The sequence below is a fragment of the Streptomyces mangrovi genome (assembly GCF_900114215.1).
Lineage (GTDB): Bacteria > Actinomycetota > Actinomycetes > Streptomycetales > Streptomycetaceae > Streptomyces > Streptomyces barkulensis.
In genome coordinates this window covers 109,937-130,853 of the sequence record NZ_FOSG01000017.1, presented here as the reverse complement: position 1 = coordinate 130,853, position 20,917 = coordinate 109,937, and the positions used below count along the sequence as shown (strand labels likewise).

At 73.7% G+C, this 20,917-nt stretch carries 17 protein-coding genes; 8 read left to right on the top strand and 9 right to left on the bottom strand.

Annotation, left to right across the window (positions count from 1 at the left end; translation table 11 throughout):
- Window positions 1–76: 76 nt before the first annotated feature.
- Genes BM237_RS21635 through BM237_RS21625 form a run of 3 tightly spaced genes read left to right on the top strand, consistent with a single transcriptional unit; the run spans window position 77 to window position 2,903 of the window.
- Window positions 77–1,036: a TauD/TfdA family dioxygenase gene (locus BM237_RS21635; RefSeq protein ID WP_093851394.1), complete on the top strand. Its 960-nt coding sequence runs from the start codon at window positions 77–79 to the stop codon at window positions 1,034–1,036.
- Window positions 1,036–2,058 (top strand): ATP-binding cassette domain-containing protein, encoded by a 1,023-nt coding sequence (locus BM237_RS21630; RefSeq protein WP_093851393.1) that lies wholly within the window; start codon window positions 1,036–1,038, stop codon window positions 2,056–2,058. Before BM237_RS21635 ends, BM237_RS21630 begins: the two co-directional genes overlap by 1 nt.
- Window positions 2,055–2,903 (top strand): ABC transporter permease, encoded by an 849-nt coding sequence (locus BM237_RS21625; RefSeq protein WP_245793899.1) that lies wholly within the window; start codon window positions 2,055–2,057, stop codon window positions 2,901–2,903. The genes BM237_RS21630 and BM237_RS21625 overlap by 4 nt, the downstream gene beginning before the upstream one ends.
- Before the next feature lie 11 nt (window positions 2,904–2,914).
- On the opposite strand, the gene BM237_RS21620 is transcribed toward BM237_RS21625, so the two are convergent.
- Window positions 2,915–3,460: a DedA family protein gene (locus BM237_RS21620; RefSeq protein ID WP_245793897.1), complete on the bottom strand. Its 546-nt coding sequence runs from the start codon at window positions 3,458–3,460 to the stop codon at window positions 2,915–2,917.
- A gap of 970 nt (window positions 3,461–4,430) precedes the next feature.
- Here BM237_RS21620 and BM237_RS21615 point away from each other — a divergent pair.
- Window positions 4,431–5,417: a class I SAM-dependent methyltransferase gene (locus BM237_RS21615; RefSeq protein WP_217655904.1), complete on the top strand. Its 987-nt coding sequence runs from the start codon at window positions 4,431–4,433 to the stop codon at window positions 5,415–5,417.
- A 141-nt stretch (window positions 5,418–5,558) separates the two neighbouring features.
- Here BM237_RS21615 and BM237_RS21610 read toward each other — a convergent pair whose 3' ends face one another.
- Window positions 5,559–6,470, bottom strand: coding sequence for an NAD-dependent protein deacetylase (locus tag BM237_RS21610; protein ID WP_093851390.1), 912 nt, complete (start codon window positions 6,468–6,470; stop codon window positions 5,559–5,561).
- Between the two features lie 325 nt (window positions 6,471–6,795).
- Here BM237_RS21610 and BM237_RS21605 point away from each other — a divergent pair, with 325 nt between their 5' ends.
- Entirely contained in the window at window positions 6,796–7,788 is a 993-nt protein-coding gene (locus tag BM237_RS21605; RefSeq protein WP_093851389.1) for an alpha/beta hydrolase, read from the top strand.
- 29 nt (window positions 7,789–7,817) lie between these two features.
- On the opposite strand, the gene BM237_RS21600 is transcribed toward BM237_RS21605, so the two are convergent.
- From BM237_RS21600 to BM237_RS21580, 6 genes are all read right to left on the bottom strand, one after another.
- A complete protein-coding gene (locus BM237_RS21600) occupies window positions 7,818–9,179 on the bottom strand; it encodes a lanthionine synthetase C family protein (RefSeq protein WP_093851388.1) in 1,362 nt (453 codons plus the stop codon).
- Window positions 9,151–10,362 (bottom strand): JmjC domain-containing protein, encoded by a 1,212-nt coding sequence (locus tag BM237_RS21595; RefSeq protein WP_093851387.1) that lies wholly within the window; start codon window positions 10,360–10,362, stop codon window positions 9,151–9,153. Before BM237_RS21595 ends, BM237_RS21600 begins: the two co-directional genes overlap by 29 nt.
- Window positions 10,359–11,636: a hypothetical protein gene (locus tag BM237_RS21590; protein ID WP_093851386.1), complete on the bottom strand. Its 1,278-nt coding sequence runs from the start codon at window positions 11,634–11,636 to the stop codon at window positions 10,359–10,361. The genes BM237_RS21595 and BM237_RS21590 overlap by 4 nt, the downstream gene beginning before the upstream one ends.
- The gene (locus BM237_RS21585) at window positions 11,633–14,071 is read right to left on the bottom strand and encodes a DUF6624 domain-containing protein (protein ID WP_245793902.1); all 2,439 of its coding nucleotides are present in this window, start codon (window positions 14,069–14,071) and stop codon (window positions 11,633–11,635) included. The genes BM237_RS21590 and BM237_RS21585 overlap by 4 nt, the downstream gene beginning before the upstream one ends.
- 90 nt (window positions 14,072–14,161) lie before the next feature.
- Window positions 14,162–14,329, bottom strand: coding sequence for a hypothetical protein (locus BM237_RS29405; protein ID WP_175541094.1), 168 nt, complete (start codon window positions 14,327–14,329; stop codon window positions 14,162–14,164).
- A 283-nt stretch (window positions 14,330–14,612) separates the two neighbouring features.
- Entirely contained in the window at window positions 14,613–15,761 is a 1,149-nt protein-coding gene (locus BM237_RS21580; protein WP_093851385.1) for a helix-turn-helix domain-containing protein, read from the bottom strand.
- 249 nt (window positions 15,762–16,010) lie between these two features.
- Here BM237_RS21580 and BM237_RS21575 point away from each other — a divergent pair, with 249 nt between their 5' ends.
- Genes BM237_RS21575 through BM237_RS21565 form a run of 3 tightly spaced genes read left to right on the top strand, consistent with a single transcriptional unit; the run spans window position 16,011 to window position 19,710 of the window.
- Window positions 16,011–17,447 carry a flavin-containing monooxygenase gene (locus BM237_RS21575; RefSeq protein ID WP_093851384.1) on the top strand — a complete coding sequence of 479 codons (1,437 nt, stop codon included), beginning with the start codon at window positions 16,011–16,013 and terminating at the stop codon, window positions 17,445–17,447.
- On the top strand, window positions 17,444–18,343 hold the full coding sequence (locus BM237_RS21570; protein WP_093851383.1) for an SDR family NAD(P)-dependent oxidoreductase: 900 nt from the start codon (window positions 17,444–17,446) through the stop codon (window positions 18,341–18,343). Before BM237_RS21575 ends, BM237_RS21570 begins: the two co-directional genes overlap by 4 nt.
- Window positions 18,340–19,710, top strand: a complete 1,371-nt coding sequence (locus tag BM237_RS21565; protein ID WP_245793894.1) for an MFS transporter — start codon at window positions 18,340–18,342, stop codon at window positions 19,708–19,710. The genes BM237_RS21570 and BM237_RS21565 overlap by 4 nt, the downstream gene beginning before the upstream one ends.
- A 94-nt stretch (window positions 19,711–19,804) precedes the next feature.
- On the opposite strand, the gene BM237_RS21560 is transcribed toward BM237_RS21565, so the two are convergent.
- Window positions 19,805–20,914, bottom strand: coding sequence for a zinc ribbon domain-containing protein (locus BM237_RS21560; RefSeq protein ID WP_093851382.1), 1,110 nt, complete (start codon window positions 20,912–20,914; stop codon window positions 19,805–19,807).
- Window positions 20,915–20,917 lie beyond the last annotated feature (3 nt).

The following is a 20,917-nucleotide window of genomic DNA, read 5'->3' as shown; positions in this document are numbered from 1 at the left end:
CGGGCGCCCCGCCGCGCGGAACGCCCCGGGCGGCAGGACCGGACCGACCACCCCACAACCCCTTTGGAGGGACGGCATGAACCCCGAAAGCCGCTTCGAACTGTCCGACGCCGAACGTGCCGACGTGGCGCTCCTGGCGGACGAGCTGATGCGCACGCCCCCCGGCCTGGTGGACGGACAGGAGTGGCTCGACCGGTGCCGCGGCCTCTCCTGCCACCTGCCCGCCCGCCTCCGGAACCGGCTCCGGGCCTTCCGCCACGACCCGGGCCGCGCGGGCATGCTGCTCATACGCAACCTGCCCGAGGCCGACCCCGTGCCGCCCACCCCGCAGGAGAGCGACTCGGTGGAACGGAGAGCCACGCTGAGCGCCTCGGTGCTCTGCGCCGTCGCCATGGAACTGGGCGAGGTCGTCGCCTACCGCAACGAGAAGCGGGGGGCACTCGTCCAGAACGTGGTGCCCGTGCCCGGCCGGGAGGCCCAGCAGTCCAACGCCGGCTCCGTCCCGCTGGAGATGCACATCGAGAACGCCTTCCACCCCCACCGTCCCGACTACGTCGGGCTGCTCTGCGTCCGCAGCGACCACGACCTGGCCGCCGGACTGCGGGTCGCCTGCGTCCGCGCCGCGATGGAGCACCTGGACGCCGGGACGCGCCAGACCCTGCGGCGGCCCCTGTTCCTCACCGAACCACCGCCTTCCTTCGACCGGCCGGACAGCGGTACCAAACCGCACGCCGTGCTCACCGGCGACGCGGAGGACCCGGACATCCGCGTCGACTTCCACGCCACCCATTCCACGGACCCGTGGGGCGAACAGGCCATGGACGCGCTGGAGGACGCCGTCCGCGCGGTCTCCGAGGAGATCGTCCTGGCCCCGGCCGACCTGGTGTTCGTGGACAACCGCGTCACGCTGCACGGGCGCACGGCCTTCACCCCGCGCTACGACGGTGAGGACCGCTGGCTCCAGCGCGCCTTCGTCCACCTCGACCACCGCCGGTCCCGGGCCGTGCGCTCGCCGCACGGACATGTGCTGAACTGATGGCGGCGGACGGAGTGATCCACGTCGTCGGCCTGCACAAGCGGTTCGGAGCCGTCCAGGCCCTCCGGGGCGTGGACCTGACCGTGGCCCAGGGCGAGGTCATGGGTCTCCTGGGACACAACGGGGCGGGGAAGACCACCCTCGTCAACATCCTGTCCACCCTGATGCCCCCTACGGCGGGTACGGCCTCGGTCGCCGGCTTCGACGTGGCCGGGCGCCCGGAGGAGGTGCGCCGCCGCATCGGGGTCACGGGACAGTTCGCCTCGCTCGACGAACAGCTGTCCGGCCACGACAACCTCGTCCTGGTCGCCCGTCTGTGCGGAGCCTCCCGGGCGCGGGCCGGACGACGGGCGGACGAACTGCTGGAGGCCTTCGGGCTCGGTGACGCCGGCAGGCGGAAGGCGGTGACCTACTCGGGAGGCATGCGCCGCCGGCTGGATCTGGCACTGGGACTGGTCGGACGCCCCGAGATCCTGTTCCTGGACGAGCCGACCGTCGGGCTGGACCCTCCCAGCCGCATCGGGCTGTGGGAGATGGTCGAGGAACTCACCCGCGGCGGTACGACCGTCCTGCTCACCACGCAGTACCTGGAGGAGGCGGACCGGCTCGCCGACCGCATCACCGTACTGGAGGCCGGCCGGGTCCTCGTCTCCGGGACGGCGGCCGAGCTGAAGTCGCGGGCCGGCGGTGGTTTCATCTCCTTCAGGCTGGAACCGCACGGGGACCCGGCCGTGGCCGCCGAAGCCCTGCGCCTGGCCGGGCTCCCCCCGGGCGCGGAGACCGCGCGGGGCGAGCTGACCGTACCGGCGGAGGGCTCCGCGGACCTGGCCACGGTGATCCGGGTGCTGGACACCGTCGGGCAGAACGTGACCGAGATCCGCCACTCGGAGCCATCCCTGGACGACGTCTACCTCGCTCTGACCGGCGCGTGGTCCCGTGATCCCGTACCGGCGGGGCCGCCGCGCCGGGCGGGCGTCGCGAAGGCTCGGCGGCACACCGCGGACCCGCGGGAGACCGTGTGAACGGGCCGCGGACGACGGCGCCCCCGGCCGGCCTCCCGGCGCAGCCGCACGGCCCGCGCCGGGAGCCGGCGGGCAAGGCCGCGCAGCTGTGGGTCCTCACCGTCCGCCAGATCCGCCTGGTGTACGCCGACAGCAGGGTCGTGCTGTTCAGCGTGGCCCAGCCGGTGGTGATGCTGTTGCTGATCAGCCAGGTCTTCGGCAGCCTGGCGGACCGGTCGATCCTTCCGCGGGGCGTGTCCTACATCGAGTTCCTCCTGCCCGCCCTGCTGGTCACCACCGGGATCGGCACTTCGCAGTCCGCGGGGGTGGGCCTGGTGCGGGACATGGAGGGCGGGATGGTGCGCCGCTTCCGCGTGCTCCCGCTGTCGCTGCCGCTGGTTCTGGTGGCGCGATCGGTCGCCGACCTGACCCGTTCGGGGATGCAGCTGCTGGTCCTGGTGGTCGGCGGCCACCTGCTGTTCGGGTACCGGGCCGGGGGAGGAGTGGGGGGCCTGGTGGCGGCGCTGCTGCTGTCCACTCTGGTGATCTGGGCCCTGATCTGGATCTTCATAGCCCTGGCCGCGTGGCTGCGCAAGGTGGAGGTGCTTTCCAGCATCGGCTTCTTCGTCAACTTCCCGCTGATGTTCGCCTCCAGCGCGTTCGTGCCGGTCGAGGTGCTGCCCGGCTGGCTGGCTGCCGTCGCCACCGTCAACCCTGTGAGCCACGCGGTGGAGGCGTCCCGTGATCTCGCGCTCGGAGGGCAGGCCGGGAGCGAGGTGCCGGCGGCGCTGTGCGCGGGCCTGGGGCTGATGCTGGTGATGATGCTGCTCGCCTTCCGGGCCTTCCGCCGGCCGCCCGAGGAGTGAACCGCATCCGGTCAGAGCACGGAACGACGCCTCCTGCGCCACCACACGATGCCAATCGTCAGGATCACCGCCACGCCCAGCAGTACCCACAGGATCCTGGTGATCGTGGCCTCGGCCTCGCGCACGGAGGCCGAGGCCAGGGCACCCGCCGACACGTAGAGGGCGGACCACATCGAGGCTCCGGCGAGGGAGGCGGGAAGGAAGCGGATGTAGCGAACCGAGCCCACCCCGGCGGTCGCCGGAGTGAGGGTGCGGACGACGGGCAGCAGCCTGGTCAGGAAGACGGCGGTCGCTCCGTGCCGGTGGAAGAGAGTCTGGGCGCGGTCCCAGTGCCGCTGGCCGATCCGCCGTACCAGACGTGTCTCGCGCAGCCGTTCCCCGTAGCGGATACCGAGGAAGTACCCGAGGTGGTCACCGGCCGAACTGCTGACCGCCACGACGAGGAAGAGGGTCAGCAGTGAACGCGTCCCCTCCGTTCCGGCGCTCAGCACCAGTACCGCGACCTCACCGGGGACGAACATGCCCGCCCCGAGACCGGATTCCGCGAAAGCGAACACCGAGGCTAACGCGAACCTGGAGGTCGGATCCATCTCCGACACCGCTGTCAGTACATCGTGGATCCATGCCATGGCAGTTCTGGGCCGCCTCTCCTCGAACGTGGTACTCGGGTACGGTTTCCGCCGCGCGGGGCGCGAACACCGGTTCCGGTGATGCCCGCTCCCCGGAACTGCCGTGACTCCCCGGGAGAGTCGAAACGACTTTCGGACGGACATCGAATGAAGGGATCCCATGTGGCATGAGTCGTCCCGACTTTCGTGTGGATCGGCGTCCCGCGTTCGGGTGGACAGTTGAGCGGATTCCCGATTCTGCCGGAAACACCCCCGGTCGGGGGAAGTCTGTCCGGGAGGGGGTGAATATGCGCCAATGTACCAGGTGGTCCACCGGAGTGCCTCCCGCTGCGGGGCGCCGCCGACCGGGAGCGGCTTGTGCGGGGGAGGGCAGGGGCGACGGAGACCCAAAGCCGTTTCCCGGCACACCTTTCCGTGTCCGTTCTGCCGTCGGTCGCCGCCGTTGCGGGGCGGTGGGGATTCCGGGGCGGGCGCCGCCGAATCGGGGGCAAAAACTGGAACACGGTATTCCGGGTAATGAGACGGCCCGCGAAATTCCCGCGGAGATGAACCGCGGTTCGCCGAGCTTGTGCGGTCGGCGGGAGGGGCGCGGAAGCGTCCCACTCGCCGCGGGTAATCGAGGAAAATCCTTCACCGAAAGCGCTCTTGACGCGGAATGGAACTCCTGACAGGGTGCAACGGTGCCACTGCGGACCGGATTTGTAGTGCGCCGGTTTCCCGGAATTCCGTCGGTCGTGCATGTCCGTGCCGGTTGACGGGGTTGCGGGCCGTTTGCGAACAGCGGAGTACATCTGCCTCGCACACGGTACGGGTGGTCGGCGATGAGACCCATCGAATGACCGGATTGGTGGAAATGCAGGCGGACATATTGGCGGAGACGGATTCCTACCTGCCGTCCATGACCCTCGAAGAGTATCTGCGTGATGTGGTGCCGGCCCAAACGACCCTGAAGGCGACCGTGGACTTCGGCCGTCCGGGCGCCGACAAGGCGCTGAGGGCACTGGCGGCCACGACCACGGAATTCGACTCCGACGACACCGGGCGCGGTGACTCCTACCGCCGGGCCCAGCAGGACCCGTCGGTCCGCTGGCGGGGCATGCGGCAACTCCTGGAGTGGGCCGCCCCGCCGCAGGCGGCGCGGCCCCGCACCGTCCTGGACGTTCTCGGCGGGGACGGGACCGTCGCGCGTGCCGTCCACGAGCACGCCCTCGACCTGCGTGACCGTCTGAACATCCTGACGGGAGACCTCTCCGGCGGCATGGTCGAACGAGCCCTCGCCCAGGGCCTGCCCGCCGTCCGGCAGGCGGCGGACCACCTCTTCCTGGGGGACGGCACGGTCGATGCGACGCTGCTCGCCTACGGAACCCACCACATCGCCCCACAGGACAGGCTCAACGCGGTCACCGAGGCCCTGCGCGTCGTCAGACCCGGGGGCCGGGTCGTCCTGCACGACTTCGACACCACCAGCCCCATGGCGGAATTCTTCGCCGATGTCGTTCACCCCCACACCGCTGCGGGCCACGACTACCCGCACTTCTCGCGCGAGTCGCTGGCCGGACTCTTCGAGGAGGCGGGAGCACCGGCGTGTGTCGTCGACATGTACGATCCGCTGGTCGTCCGCGGCGGCACGGAGGAGGAGGCCCGGCGGCGCATGTGCGCGTATGTCGCCGACATGTACGGAGTCGGGGAGTACTTCGGCACGTTGGGCGGGACCGACGCCTGCTGGCGGGTTCTGGAGCGGTACTTCGGACACGAGGAGTACCTTGCGGGCCTGCCCGCGGAAACCGGCTTCCCCCCGGCCCCCGTCGTCCACCGCTCGCGGGGCGTGTACGTCGCCGAGGTGCCCCGTGCGGCGATAGTCGCGGTCGCGCGCAAAGCCGTGTGACCGCATGGCCAAAACCCCTTCGAAGCGGGCGGCGGCCGCTGGTCGGCCGACCGGGGCCGCGGGGAACCCGCGCGACCGCCGGGAGCCACGGCGGCCGAGGAGGCCGAGGAGGCCGAGGAGGCCGGGACGTGCCCGGCACCGTCACGGCCCCGCCCGTCGCGGTGCCGGGCTGTCGACGGGGATGCCCAGCCGTCCGGCCACGGTGGCGAGGGCCGCTCCCAGCGGGAGCGCGACCCGGGTGAGGGCGTGCCGGTCGCCCCGGGTCGGATCCCGGTTGACGATCAGCACCGGCTTCCCCTCGTCGGCCGCCTGGCGGACGAACCGGAGCCCGGACATCACCGTCAGCGAGGACCCCAGGACCAGCAGCGAGGACGCCTCCCGGACAAGCCTGCGGCAGTGCTCGACCCGCGGCGGCGGAACGGTCTCGCCGAAGAACACCACATCCGGTTTGAGGACGCCGCCGCAGACCGCGCAGGGCACCACGGAGAAGTCCCCGACCTGTTCGTCGGTGAGGTCGGCGTCACCGTCCGGGTTGATCCCCGCGGCCACCGGTTCGAAGCCCGCGTTGGCCTCCTCCAGCCGCCGGGCGAGTTCACCGCGCGGGCTGAGGGTGCCGCAGGACAGGCAGACGACCCGGGCCAGGCTTCCGTGGAGCTCCACGACCCCCTCGCTGCCGGCGGCCTGGTGCAGACCGTCGACGTTCTGGGTGATCACACCCGAGAGCAGCCCGTGCCGGCCGAGGGAGGCCACGGCCCGGTGCCCGGCGTTGGGGCGGGCGCGGCCGAAGGTGCGCCAGCCGAGATGGCTGCGCGCCCAGTACCGGCGCCGGGCCCGGGCACTGGCGGTGAAGTCCTGGTAGGTCATCGGGGTGTGCCTGTTCAGGCTTCCGTCGACGCCCCGGTAGTCGGGGATCCCCGACTCCGTGGAGATGCCCGCCCCGCTGAGCACCAGCACACCGCCGGTGCTCAGCGCATCGGCGACCGGCGCCAGGTCCGTGGTGCCCGGCGGCAGGTCCCCGGTGGGTGTCCAGCTCAAGGTGGGGCGTACGCGCATGCCGCCAGGGTACGGAACGGGCCGCGGCGGGTCGCTCCCACCGGTCGGCGGACGGGCGGAAGGGAGGACGGGGCAGGGGAAACGGGCGCCGGGAAGCAGGCACCGGCCCTGCCCGGCCCGCCCCACCCGACACCGCCCCATCCCGACCGCCTCGGTGCGGGGTTTTGCGTGACCGGATATCCGCCTACGGTTGGCGGCGGCACGCAGGGGACGGCGCTCTCGTGTCCGTTCCCGGCCCACCCGTCCCTCCGGTTCGCGGAGGGGAGAGCGGGGCCGACCGGTTTCTTGATGTCATGCGCACGCCACTCCATCGACCCAGGAGGTCATGTTGAGCGAGAACCGGACCACTCGTAGAAGCATCCTGAGAGCCGTCGGCGGGCTCTCCGCGGCCGCGGCCCTCGGCGGTGGAAGCGTCCTGGCGACGGCATCGGCGGCCCACGCGGCCGGTGACGGCTTCGGGCTGCGCATCGTGGACCGCAACGAGAGTGATCCACGGATGTGGTACTACCGGTTCGCGACCGACGAGATCGGCTGGGACCCCGGCGTCAACGTACTGCTGCCCGACGGCTACCACACCAGCGGACGCGCCTACCCCGTCCTCTACCTGCTTCACGGCGGTGGCACCGACCAGGACTTCATCACCTTCGACCGCTGGGGCATCCGCGCTCTGACCGCCGGGAAGCCGATCATCGTCGTGATGCCCGACGGCGGGCACGCGGGCTGGTACTCCAACCCGGTCAGCTCCCATGTCGGCCCCCGGAACTGGGAGTCCTTCCACATCAACCAGCTGCTCCCATGGGTCGAGGCGAACTTCCGGACCTACGCCGAGTACGACGGCCGTGCCGTCTGCGGGTTCTCGATGGGCGGATTCGGCGCGCTGAAGTACGCGGCCAAGTACTACGGGCACTTCGCCTCGGTGAGTTCCCACTCGGGGCCGGCCAGTCTGCGCCGTGACGGCGGCCTGGTCGCCCACTGGGCCAACCTGTCCTCCGCCGCCGTGGAGTTGGGCGGCGGCTCGGTCTACGGCATGCCGCTGTGGGACGAGGCCAGGGTCAGCGCCGACAACCCGGTCGAACGCGTCGAGAGCTACCGCCACAAACGGGTCTTCCTGGTCGCCGGCACCAGCCCCAACCCGGTCAACTGGTTCGACACCGTCAACGAGACCCAGGTGCTCGCCGGCCAGCGGGAGTTCCGGGGCCTCCTCGGACAGGCCGGCATCCCGCACGAGTGGCACGAGGAGCCCGGCGGGCACGTCTTCCGCGACTACATGTTCCGGCGCGACCTCGACGGCATCATCGCCCGACTCCGCAGGGCGTAGCCGGCCGGGAGCGCCCGGGCAGCGCCCTGTCAGTTCAGCAGCAGGGCGCTGTCCCACGACGTCGCCGGCGCGGCCCCCGTGGCGTAGGTGTGAAGGGCCAGGGCGATCCCCGCGGCTCCTTCCAGGAACCCGGGGCGGTCGAGGTCGCGCGGCGCGAGCGTGTGGCGGTACCGGTAGCCGAACGGCGCCCCCGCGTCGAACCGGTCCACGACCCGCGCCGCCAGTGCGTCGGCGTCGGCCCGGTAGTCCTGGTCGGGGCTGTCGTGCGCCATGCGCAGCACGATCTGGAGCAGCCCCGCCCAGCCGTGACAGAGCGCGGAGTCGCAGACCAGTTCGTCGCGCGCCGCGGCCAGCGCACCGCGGACGGCGGCATGGGCGTCGGCCCGCCAGTCCGCGCGGTCCAGCGCGACGCCCGCCAGGTGGACGGCACGCGCCGTGCCCGCGGCCCCGTAGCACCACGAGTCCCGTCCGCGCCCGGGCGGCTCCTCGCCCTTGAGACAGGCCGGTGTCACCAGATGCGGCCAGTGCGGTCCGGCCCCGTCGGTCGTGCGCCAGCGGGACAGCAGCGCCATGATTCGCTCGATGGCCTCGTCCTGGCGGGCCACCCGGAACCCGGCCCGCCAGGCGACGGAGAGGAGCGCCAAGGGCCCGCAGACGCCGTGTGCGAGGCCGATGTTGAGATGCTCCGCCAACCCGTGCTCCAGGCCGTCGGTGATCCACCACGCGGGCAGCCGGATCCCGTGCCGCGTGACCTCGTCCGCGGTCGCCACCGCCACCAGTGACTCGAGGACCTCGGTCAGCGCGTCCCCCGCCGCCTGCCGTGCCTCCGGTTCGGCCGCCGACTCGTACCGGGCGAGCAGGTAGCGGCCGATCCCGGCGGTGCCGCCGAGAACGTCGTACCGGTCCCAGGCGCCCACCGGTTCGCCGGCGTGCACCCTGTGCAGATCGGCTCGCGCGCGCTCGCGCGCCTGGACGGTGATGTGCCGGTCCAGCCCGGACAGCATGCCGGCGTAGCCGCCGAATCCGGTGGCCGCGGCCTGCCCGGCGAACGCGAGTGCGACCATGCCGCCGAACAGCGACTGGGGCAGCAGCCGGATGCCGCTGCCGAGGGCCGCGGACAGGTGCGCGTGCGCCCGGCCGCGCGACCTCGGTGTTCGTACGGCCAGTTCCGAGAACAGCAGGCTTACTCCGGGGTGGCCGTCGGAGAGCAGAAGGGGATCCCACACGGGCTGCGGATCGCCCGGATAGCGCATGAGGTTGTCCGGCGCGCCCGCGGCCTGTGCCACCCGGCCCGGATCGGCGAGCCGTTCGGCGATCTCGGCCACGATCCCGGCGGCCGCCTCCCGGTGGGCCGGGGCCCGGTCAGCGGGGGTCGAGACGGATGACGGCACGGAAACTCTCCAGTTCCTGCAGCAGATGACGGACCTCCGCGCGCCGGTGCGCGGGCAGGTCACCGACGCGCACCACCTCGCCGGCGTCCAGCCGGCCCAGCACCTCGGCGGCCTCGAGGCCGGCGGTGCCGGACGAGACGTTGCCGTTCGCCGCGTACCTGCGGGCGCCCTCGCCGGGCGCGGTCAGCAGGGGCGCACACGCCCGGACGGGGGTGTCGTCGTCCAGCGGCCGCGGTTTCGCGGGCGGCTCGGTCGGCCAGAACCCGCCGGCCGTTTCGACCCGCAGGGCCAGAGCGGTGGCCCGGTCGGTGAACCGGTCCTCGTCCAGGCAGTGCGCGAACGCGTCCAGGGCGTCGCCGAGGGCGGTGGGCAGCTCGCCCGACAACTGCCCGTCCGGACCGGCGTCCGGGGTGAACAACGGCGCCGTCGCCCGCGGACGGGTGCCCCGCAGCAGATCCTTGATCTCGTAGTACGGCCGGTGTTCACGGCGGGGGATCCCCACGTTGACGCTGGTCGCGGGCTCGTCGCCGGCGCTCTCCCCGACGTGGTGGTACCGCGACGGCCAGTACAGCAGGTCCCCCGGCTCGACCTCGGCGACGAAGGAGGAGTCCAGGTAAGGCCGGTAGTCCAGCACCGTGTGCACCGGCTCGGTCCACGGGCGCTCGTCCCAGAACCGCATCCGCTTGGTGCCCCGTACGCAGAACATGAACGTGGCGAAGCGGTCCTGGTGCACGCCGACGGGGCTGTGCTCGTAGGAGCCGTGGAACATGGTGGAGCCCGCGCTGTGCGCGGGCCGGCCGACGCGCTCCCACAGACCGGCGTAGAACCGCTGCGCACGCTCCCACAGGGGGTGGGAGAACGCGTGGAACAGGTGGACCACGAGGGCGTAACGCTGTCCGTCCAGCCGCTCGGCCATACGCCGCTCGTAGCCGTCGAACGAACGGTCCGACCGTTCTGGCAGGCAGTCGCGCGGCTGTGTCTGCTGCCGCCGCCCGACGAGGAACTGCACGTTGCGCGGCACGGCGAGCGGGTGCGGCGGCCGGGTGCCCAGCACGGCGGACTCGAACACCTCCGCCTCCGTGAAGGGCACGCTGCCGATGCCCTTGTACAGCACGGGTCCGCGGTCCCAGAACCGGTCGACGAAGACGTCCCAGTCCAGCGACTTCTCCACGGTCAGCGTCATCCGGCAGGCACCTCCGCCACGTCGATGCCGCGCAGCCGGTACAGCTTGTCCAGCAGCGCGAGCACGCCCTGATCGCCATCGCCATCGCCGTCGCCGCCGGCTCCCATGGCGCGCAGCACGTCGGCGACGCCGGTCTCCTCGCCGTCGCCCAGTGCGGGGTACACCCGGTCGCTCGCGGCTCTCGGCAGGGAGAAGACGTTCCCGTTGACCGCCCACACCACCTGTCCGGGCCCGTCGGGCATGCGGACGATCTCGCCGGTCCGCCGGATCCGGGTGTGCCAGGTCAGCGGGACGCCCTCCCGCGGCACCGGGATCGGTTCCAGACCGGCCGCGGACCGCAGCGCCGCCCAGCGCACGCGCAGCGTCCTGTTCAGCTGCTCGCCGCCCACGAGGGTGCGCAGCTCGTCACCGAGGGCGGTCAGGTGGGACAGCGCCCCGTCCTCGTCGTCGACGCGCGATCCGCGGCCGAAGGGGAAGTACGGCACGGTCTCGTCGTGGCCGCGCCGGCCGTGCACCAGATCGGCGAGCAGGTCCCGCAAGGCGGTGAAGGGAAGCCGCCGGTCGACCGGGATCCGCAGGCGCAGCGCCACGCACCGCTCGCGGTAGACGTCCACGTGCCGCCGGTCGCCCGGCCAGTACAGCAGCTCGCCGGCCCCGGCGCTCATGGTGCGCACACCCTCCGGTCCGTGTTCCGGGTCGGCGATCCCGGCCGGCGGGGGACCGCCGCTCTCGTCCCACAGCCGCACCTCCATACGCCCTCGCAGCACCCAGGTCAGCGCCGCGTGCGTGGGCGCCTCGGCGGCGCCTGTGTGCTCGGTGAACCGGTCGCCGACCAGCACCTCGGCGGTCACCGGGAGGTTCGGCCAGCCGACCTCCCGCCACAGCCCGCTGACCGCGGCGCGCACGGCGGACCAGAGCGCGTAGTCCAGGAGCAGCGGCTGACGCACGGACAGCAGGTAGCCCTGCCCGTGCACGTCGGAGTCCAGCCGGTCGAGGTAGTCGTCGAGGGTCCGGTCGCCGGTGTCCGGCAGGAGTGCGCCCGGCGCGCGCAGCCGGCCGTCGCCGACCAGCAGACGGACGTCGGGCATCACCCAGAACCGGGTGCCGGCGCGGAACGGGGCACACGAGCGGACGGTCAGGGCGTACATCTCGCAGGGCCCGGCCGGGGGCCGGGCAGGCAGCCGGGCCGGCCGCCTGCCCCAGTACCGCCGTCCGAACAAGGCCCAGTCGACGTCGCCGGGCGCCTGCCGGGCCCCGGTGGTCAGGGCGGTCATGATGCCTCCCTCTTCGTCAGGGGGAACCGCTGCCGGATTTGGTCCGTGTAGTCCGCCAGGGGCTCCATGCCCATCGCGGCGCGCCGGCGGTCCACGTCCTGCGGCTCCTCGATCGGATACGGCACCAGCTCGCCGGCCACGGCCTCGAACTTGGTGCCGTACACCTGGGGGACCTTGTCGGCGAGGCACAGTTCGTCGGTCAGGTACGCGACCTCGCGCCAGGGCAGATCACCGGCCGCCGCGGCCTGCCGCATCAGCTCCAGGCAGTGCCGGCGGAAGTCCAGGTGGTCCCTCGCATGCTGCACGAGACGGCTCGCCGCGGAGGCGGCCGCGGCGCCCACCATCCCGCGGCCCGGCCAGCCGTGTTCGGCCACCACGGTGGACAGCCACGCGATGCCGGCATCGGTCAGCGCCCGCAGACGGCGCTCCGTCGCGGCGTCGGCCATTCCGTCCTGCGCCCACGGCATCCGCAGGGCGCCGTCGAGCCGGTCCAGCCGCAGCAGCCGGCGGCGGATCTGACCCGCCTGCGTGGGCTCGGCCGGGACCTCGGGGGCGTCCACCGCGTCGATGCGCAGCCGTACCTTCTCCCGGTCCCAGATGTAGGTGATCCGCCTGCCCGCCTCCGGCCAGTCGAAGCCGACCTGGCCCTCGGCCGGGCTCTGCAGGTGCAGCCGCACACCGAGCGACTCGTCGGTGACGGCATGCTCGGTCACGTCGTCGAAGACATGCTCCACCGCGTCCCGGAGCGCGACCCCGAGACCGGCGAGCACCAGATTCGAGCACTCCAGGAGTTCCGGCAGCGGAGGCCAGCCCCCTTCGGGCTCGGGCCGGGCCGCGACCCTGGCCGTGGCGAAGGGCCGCGGCGGCGGCTCCACCCGCAGCACCGGTCCGCCCTCCAGCGAACGCACGAAGTAGGGCACGTCCATGCGCCGGAGCTGGTCGAGCTCCGCCCGGTCGAAGCGGACGTCCGCCTCGGCGGGGACCGGCGCGGCACCGCCGCCGGACAGCCACCGTGGCACCAGTGCGTCGAAGTACCGGAAGGTCGGCTGCCGCAGCACCCGGACGTAGTGACCCGCGGTGGCGGCCGACAGGAACCGCCGGAGCGCCGGCCGCTGCCGGCACATCAGGGTCCAGGCGTCGAACATGCCGCGCAGCATCGCCGGCAGGTAGGGGCCGTACCCGGCCCGGCCGCCGGTGTCCGCCACCACGGTCCGGGTCTCGGCCCTGGCGTAGGGCCGGCGCCGGCGGTACAGGCGCAGCGTTCCGTCCGGGTCCTCGTGCCAGCACACCGGCGGCCCCTCGGCGCTGCACCACCGCGGCGTGGCCTCCAGGCCGACGTGGTGCTGGTCGACCTCGGCGGTCCGGTCGTACAGCAGGCCCGTGTCGTAGAGCCGGGCTACACGGCAGAAGTAGATCTCCAGATCGATGGGGTACAGCAGCGGTTCGCGCTCGCCGGGCCTGCTCCCGGTCACCACGTTGCCGCCGATCAGGTCGGTGACCCCGAAGCCGAACATCGCGGCGGTCAGCGAGCCGGTGCGGTGCCAGAACCGCACCGCCTCCCGCGGCGACAGCCGCGTGCCGGTCAGCCGCCACGCGCCAAAGGAGCGGATCGGTCCCCACTGGGCCGGCGGCTCGATCCACTCCTGCCACAGGTAGCCCGGGCGGGCGCCGGACCAGCACGTCAGCACCGGAAGGCGGACCTCTCCGGACGCCTTGGGCGAGTTGTTCAGCAACTCGAACACCGATGCCGGCGGGCCGGAACCGCCGCACGCGGTGAACAGCAGCTCACCGGAGGCGGGCCGTGGCTTGTACGCCACCCGGCCGCCGCCGGCACAGTCGAGGCGTAACACCCGTTGCCGGCCGTTGTGGGTTTCCTCGCCGTGCGTCCACAGACCGACGACCGGTCCCCGGAAGGCCGGGGTGTCGGGCCAGCAGGTGCTCATGTCCCGCTGCAGCCGGTCCAGGAAGAGCGTCAGGAACGCCTCGCAGCGTGCCGCCCACTCCGGCACCCGGTCACGGGCGTACCGTGCCCGTCCGGTGGCGCAGGCCACGAACGCCTCGGACACCACCGGTCCGAAGAGATCGGCGTTGACCACGTCCAGCACGCCGGGGGCCACGACCGTCGCGTGGCGACGCGCCGCGGAGACGCACCAGCCGTCCAGCGTCTCCAGCATCTCCAGCAGCGGTGCGAAGCGACCGTCCCGGAGTGCGTGCGCGAGCATGCGTGCGTCCGCCGTGCCACCGAGCAACCGGTCCTCCACCACCGTCCCCTCCGGGCCGGCCGTGACGACCGGGGGGAACAGTCCGCCCGCGGCACCTTCACCGACCGCGGCGACCACTCGCCGTGCCACCGGCGGAAGTCCGGCCGAGGCGTCCGGGCAGGCCTCTCCGGCCGGAAGACCCATTTCCCACAGCGGCTCGATGTCCGCCGGCACATCCGACAAGGTCGCCCTCTCCACTCACCGACGCGGGGTGCTCGGTCCCTCCGGGTGGTGCCGTCGGCCGACGGCACCACCCGGGCCGTGTCAGCAGCAGTAGAAGCCCGCACACGAACCACAGGCGGTACCGCTGCCCGAGTTCGTCGGTGACGCCAGAGGCGGAATCTCCTGCTCCAGATCGCCGATCACCAGGTCGAACACCTCGTCGGCGTGCTGCTCGGGGGTGGCCTGGTCCTTCTCCTGGAGTGTTTGCATGAACGTTCCTCTCAGTCGAGTAACGGATGCGCCGTTCGATACCACCGGAGCAACCGGGCCACGTCAAGGGGGCGTGGTGTCACCGTGTGTGGCCGACCGGGTCCCTGGAGTGGGGGCCCGGGAGTACGGAAACGGGGGCGCGCAGGGGCGGGAGGCGCGTCCGGGACGGCGGGTCCACCCGGTCGAGCGGCGGGTGTTCCGGCCATGGGGACCAGGACCGCGGGAAGGCCGCCGAAGTCTGCCGGGCCGGTGCGCCGTCCTCGTCCGGGACCGTTGGCGGCCGTCAGGACCGGTCGAGCCAGGCCCGGCACAGCCACCAGGCGTCGACGGCCCCGAAGGTCCCGGCCGGGTCGATCCCCGTGACACCGGAGAAACGCTGAATCCGGTTGCGCACCGTATTGGGGTGGACGAACAGCCGCTCGGCCGCCGCCGGCACATCCCGGTCGGCCTCCAGCCAGGCGCGGACGGCCAGGGCGACCGGCTCGGCGTTCGCGCCCAGCCCGGCCAGCGCCGCCCCGTGGCGGTCCAGGAGAACCGCCGCCAGATCGGCCCGGTCCACCACCGCGGCCAGCGCCGCCACCTCGGCGACGTGCACCACGCCGGACCGCCCCGCCGACTCGGCCGCCGTGAGGGCGTCCACCGCGAGACGCCGCACGAGGGCCAGCCCTTCCGGCTCACCGGGGCCGGCGAGCCCGGCCGCCGCTCCCGCCCGGACCACGGCGCGGGCGGTGCGGTCCGGAGGCCGCCGGGCGTACACGGCGACCAGCAGTCCGTCCACCAGCGCGGACAGCGCCCGGTCACCCGGGCCGCGGGGTGCGCGGTCCGGCGTGGCCGCGACCTGGGCGTCCTCCGGCCGGGCGACCAGCACCCACAGCCCGCCCGCCGCCGGCAGGCCCGCCTCGGCGGCCGCCAGCGCCGCCGCCGAACCGCCGGCGAACAGCCGCCGCAGCAGCGCCGCGTCCCGCTCACCGCTCGGCGGCCCCTGGCCGGCCCCGGTGGCGCGATGGGCGGTGATCAGCCGGACCCGTACGGCCTCGGCCCAGTCGTCGTACAGCTCCCGTGCGTCCAGCAGTCGCTCGGGCGCCACCCCCGCCGGTCCCGCCAGCTCCCGGGCGCGGGACCAGATCGCCCGCTCGGCCACGTGCACGGCCGCGAGCACGGCCTCGATGGACACACCCTGGCGGGCGCGCGTCACCGCCAACTCCTCCACGAACGACAGCTCCGCCTCCGTCGGCCCCCGGCGGGCCGCCAGCGCCCGGGTGGCCGCGGCCAGCAGCGCGCGGGTGTGCCCGGCGATGTCGGCGGCGGGCAGGGCCGCGATCTCCTGCACCATCGTGCGGACGGTGGCCACGACCGAGGGCAGCAGGTCGTCCTCGCCGACGACCCGCTCGATGAGGTCGACCACCGGGGGCCAGTCGTCGCGCGTGTGCATCCCGCCATCCTGCCCGCCCTTGTGACGGGGAACAACACGGGGGCCGAAACGGGTGACGCACGCCATGTCCCGGCCGGTGGGACGCGCCTACGGTTGGGTCCCACCACAAACCGACCGCCACCGCCACCGCCACCGCCGCCCAGCCGTCCCGACGGCCCGGAGGCGCCGCCGCTCCCGCCGGCGCCCTGCCCGCGCGCGGTGCCGGCGCTCGCCCCGCAGCCCTCCCGTACCGCCCCAGGAGACGCCACCATGCCCCCTCCCCGCCGTGTCGCCGTGATCGGCGCCGGAGCGGCCGGTCTCGCCGCCACCAAGGCACTCCTCGACGCCGGCCTCGACACCGTCACCCACGAGAAGGGCGACCGGCCCGGAGGGCTGTGGGCCCGCGACAACAGCAGTGGCCTGTCACCTGCCTACGCGTCGCTCCACCTCAACACCAGCAAGGGCCGCACCCAGTTCGCGGACTTCCCCATGCCGGCCTCGTGGCCGGACTACCCGTCGGCCGACCTCGTGGCCGGCTACCTCGCCGACTACGCGCGGACCTTCGGCCTCGTCCCGCACATCCGCTACGGCACCACGGTCGTCTCCGTCGAACGCGAGGACGAGGCGGAGACCACCGCAGGGCATCCGCGACCGGCCCGCCCCGCGGCCGGTGACCCACCGGGCACCGGACACGCCTGGCGCGTCACCACCGACACCGGCGACACCGCCCGCTACGACGCCGTCGTGGTCGCCAACGGCCACAACTGGGACCCCCGGTTGCCCGAGCCGGGCTACCCAGGCAGCTTCCTCGGCACCCGTATCCACGCGCACGAGTACCGCACCGCCGAGATCTTCCGGGACCGCCGGGTGCTCGTCGTGGGCATGGGCAACTCAGCCATGGACATCGCCGTCGACGCCTCGTACACCGCCCGCGGACCGGTGCTGCTCTCGGCCCGCCGCGGGGTGCACATCGTCCCCAAGTACCTGTTCGGCCGCCCGGCCGACGCGACCGGCGGCGCCCTGTCCGTCCTGCCCTGGCGGATCCGCCAGCGGATCGCCCAGACCCTCCTCACACTGGCCGTGGGCCCCCCGCAGCGCTACGGGCTCCCCGCCCCCGCCGGAGGCCTCTTCCAGAACCACCCCACCGTCAGCGACACCATCCTGCACCGCCTCACCCACGGCGAGGTGGCCGCACGCCCCGGCATCGACCGCTTCGAGGGGGACCGGGTCGTCTTCACCGACGGCAGCTCCGACCCGGTCGACGTCATCGTCTGGGCCACCGGGTACCGGGTCACCATCCCCTTCCTGTCCACCCGATGGACGGGCGGGGACCCCGAGCGGCTGCCCCTGTACAAAAGGGTGTTCCACCTGGACGACCCCGGCCTCGCCTTCGTGGGGCTGATGCAGTCGACCGGCGCCGCCCTCCCCGTCGTCGAGGCACAGGCCAAACTGGCCGCCGCCCATCTGTCCGGCGCCTACGCACTCCCCACGGCGGCGGAGCAGCGGCGCTCCACCGACCGCGATCTGCGCGACGCCACCGCACGCTGGGGGAGCGACCGCAGGCCGCGGATGCGGATCGACTTCGACCGCTACCTGGCCGACCTGTCCCGGGAGACGAAGGCCGGACGCGCCCGCGCGCGCCGCGCCGCCGGCCGCCGGACCGCCCCGGCCCTCCGCGCGCGGAACACCGAGGAGAGCACCGTATGAACACCGGCCCCCACACCACCGCGACCGTCCGCACTTCTCCCGGGGCCGCTCTCGCCGTCCTGCTGAGGGGCGGCCGCCGCGACGCGCGCGGCCTGCGCGTTCTCGTCACGGGCGCGTCCGGCACCTTCGGCCGGGCGCTCTCCGCCCGGCTCGCGGAGCTCGGCGCGCACGTCGTCGGTCTGGACCTCGCACCCGGGCCGGACGACCCGGTCGAGGTCCTGGCCTGCGACATCACCGACGAAGACGCCGTGTCCGGCGCGGTGGCGGGCGCCCTCGCCCGGCTCGGAGGCCTGGACCTGCTGATCAACAACGCGGGGATCGGCGGACCCGCTCCGGCCGAACTCCCGCCCGGCCCCGAGGTCCGCCGCCAGCTCGACATCAACCTGCTCGGCACCTGGCGCGTGACGGCCGCCTGCGTGGACGCCCTCGTGGCCTCCCGGGGCCGGGTCGTCATGCTCTCCTCGCGGATGGCCGTCCTGCAGCTGCCCCTGGCGGCCGCGTACGGCGCCTCCAAGCGCGCGCTGGTGGCGTACGCCGACGCGCTCCGCCTGGAGATCGGCACCCATGTCGGCGTCAGCTGCGTCTACCCCTCGGCGGTGCGCAGCCCCATCCACGACTCGACCGCCGCGGCCGGGCTGTCACTGGAGGGGATGAGCCGGTACGAGCCGCTGGAAGGCGTGGTGGAGACGGTGCTCCGAGCCGGGCTCGGCCGCCGGGTCCGCCGCGACCTGGCCACCACCCGGCGAGGAGCGGTGGAGATCTTCCTGGCCCGCCATCTGCCGTCGCTGACCGACCGGATCGTCGCCCGCACCCTGGCCGGCCGCGTCCGGTCCGGCGCCCTCGACGGCGCGGAGCCGGCCGCCGGTGTCCTCCGGCGCCACGGAGGCCGGCCGTGACCGCCGTCCCCGCCCCGCCGATGCGGGAGGCCGCCGAGCCGGCCGGACCCCCGCGGCGGGCGCGGGCCGGCGACCTCGTGGCGTACGCCACCGGCTCGGTCGGCATGGGCGTGTGGGTCACCGTCCCCGGGCTGCTCCTGCTGTACTTCCTCACCCACACACTGGGCGTCTCGCCGTTCCTGGCCGGACTGACGCTCCTGGTGCCGAAGATCGTCGACGCGGTGGTCCACCCGCTGCTGGGCACGCTCTCCGACCGGCAGGCCCGCCGCGCCGGGCACCGGCGGGGCATGCTCCGCTGGGGACTGCTGCTGCCGCTCTCCCTGGCGGCCCTGTTCACCGTGCCCGCCGGTCTCACCGGGCCGGGGGCCGCGCTGTGGGTCGGCGGCTGGTTCATCGCCGGCAACCTGCTCTTCGCGTGTTTCCAGGTGCCGTATCTGACGACGCCCTCCGACCTGCGGATCGGCTACCACGAGCGCACCCGGGTCTTCATGTTCCGGATGCTCTTCCTGACCCTGGGGCTGCTCGCCTCCGGGGTCGCCGCGCCGGCCCTGGTCGCCTCGGGGGGCCGCGGGGACTACTCCCGGATGGCGGCGCTGCTGGCGGTGGGCATGGCCGTCTCCGGGGTCATCGGCCTCACCGGCGTCCGGCGGCTCACCGGCCGCTGCGGCTTCCGCCCGCCCGGCGGGCACGCGCACTCCGTCCTGGCCGACCTGCGTCTGGCCGGGCGGGACCGCGACTTCCGGGCGCTGGTGCTCTCCTACCTGTTCACCGGGACCACCACGCACCTCTTCCTCGCGGCGCTGCCCTTCTACACCCGGTACGTCTTCGGGGACGGCGGTCTCACCACCGTCTTCATGGGCGGCTTCCTCGCCCCGGCCGTGATCGCCGGGCCCGGCTGGCTGTGGCTGTCGCGCCGGACGGGCAAGCAGCGCGGACTGCTGCTGGCGCAGGGGGTGTTCATCGCCGGTTCGCTGGCACTGCTGCTGGGCGGGAGGGCCGGTGTGGCCTTCACGGTCGTGGTGGTGGTGGCCCTCGGCACCGCCTTCGCCGGGCTGCAGCTGCTGGCCTTCTCGATGGTGCCGGACGCGGTGGCCGCGGCGGAGACCCGGGGCACGGCCCGCGCCGGCGCGTACACCGGCGTCTGGACGGCCACCGAGGCGACGGGGACGGCTCTCGGACCCTACGTGTACTCCGCGGCCCTCGCCGTCGGCGGCTTCGTCGCCACCACGGAGGGGCACACCGTGGCGCAGCCGGACTCCGCGCTCACGGCACTGCTCCTGGGCTTCACCGTCCTCCCCGCCGTGCTGATGGCCGTCGCCGTCGCCTTCCAGCGCCGCTGCGGCCTGGACGAGGCCGCGCGGCGGTGACCGGGGCGTCCGCGTCCGGGGCAGGACGAGGAGAGCGCAGGCCCGCTGCCCGCCGGACGGCTGACATCCCCGCCGGGCGCGGGGCGGCGCGGGATCAGCCCCTTTGGAAGAACTCCACCTCAGCCAGGGCCAGGTGACGGTCCGCGGTCAGGTCGACGGCCGAGCGCAGGACCAGACGCACCGTCTTCACGTCGCTGATCCCGAGGGGGAACGTCTGCGGGCCCGGTTTGTCGCCGAGGGTGAGTTCCTCGCGGTGCCTCGTGCCGTCCTGCTCCGTCACCTCCAGATCCAGACGGAGCGCGCGTGCCTGTCGGGCGTAATCCTCGGGGGACTTGGACGCACCGTTGATGATGATCAGATCGACCAGCCGGAACGGCTCGCGGAAGGTGTAGGTCACCGAGGCGCCCGGCGCGGGCGCGCCCCAGTAGCGGTTGCTCACCCCGTCCGTGGTGTTCACCGCCGGGTGCCGGGGGAGCTCGGCGCTCGCCTCGATGTCCACCGGGGTCACGGGTCCGGGTTTGCTCATCTTGTCCCGGGCATCCTCGAACACGGTGCGCCCGGCCGGCAGCAGCAGAAGAGCGCCCGCGCACACAGCCGCCACCGCGGCCAGAGTCACCAGGAACCTCACCGCCCGGCCCGAGCCCGCCCGCGCCCGGCGGCGCGGCGGCCACACGGTCCGCCACCACGGCGGCGGGGCGGGATCGGCGGCGGGGTTCAGCGCCGCCGCGCAGCGCCGGCAGAACCGGCGGCCCGGCGGGTTGGGCGTGCCGCAGGCGTGGCAGGGCGTCCCCGCCGCCTCGTCCGGCACCGCCGCAGGGCGTACGACGGGGCGCGGGGCCACCGGCTTCGCGGGGCGTACGGGCACCACGGGGTCCGGCGTCGCCGTCTTGGGGGCAGGGGCAGGGGCAGGGGCAGGGGCCGGGGGCCCGGTGAGGTCCCGGCCGGGACCGGTCCGCGGGGGAGGGCTCGTGTCCTCCTCCCGGCCGGGTTCGGCGCCGGGGCCCGCGCCGCCTGCGGCGGACGCGGGCTTCTCCGCCGGAGGCGGCGCGGGCGCGGGCGCGGGTGCGGGCTCCGGCGGTGCCGCCTGCTCCGAGCGCGTGCCCGGAGCGGGCGGGGTGTCCGACCAGCCCAGGTAGGCGCCGCAGTTGCCGCAGAAGTCGTCTCCGGGGCCGTTGGACGTCCCGCACGCGGGACACACGTGCATGAC